General features: G+C 68.0%; 1 protein-coding gene. It reads left to right on the top strand.

Annotated elements, in window-relative coordinates:
* On the top strand, window positions 1-428 hold a 428-nt coding region (locus J5M71_RS28940), incomplete at both ends, for a putative PEP-binding protein (protein WP_347709888.1).

Below are 428 nucleotides of genomic sequence, written 5' to 3'. Positions count from 1 at the left end.
GCAACTGCGCGCGCTGTTGCAGGTCAAGCCGTTGTCGCGTTGCCGGATTCTGTTGCCGATGGTCACCGAGGTCGACGAACTGCTGCACATCCGCCAGCGCGTCGATGCCTTGCGCCTTGAGCTGGGCATTACCGAGCGCCCGGAGATCGGCGTGATGATCGAAGTCCCCGCCGCCGCGCTGCAAGCCGAACAACTGGCCGAACACGCCGACTTTCTCTCGATCGGCACCAACGATCTGTCGCAATACACCCTGGCCATGGACCGCGACCACGCCGGGCTGGCGGCGCGGGTCGATGCCCTGCACCCGGCATTGCTGCGCCTGATCGCCATGACCTGCGAAGGCGCGGCGTTGCACAAGCGCTGGGTCGGTGTCTGCGGCGCCCTCGCCTCCGACCCGCTGGCCACGCCGGTGCTGGTGGGTCTGGGCG

It is taken from the genome of Pseudomonas sp. 43(2021), from assembly GCF_017490805.1.
Lineage (GTDB): Bacteria > Pseudomonadota > Gammaproteobacteria > Pseudomonadales > Pseudomonadaceae > Aquipseudomonas.
This window is presented reverse-complemented; position numbering and strand designations above follow the sequence as displayed.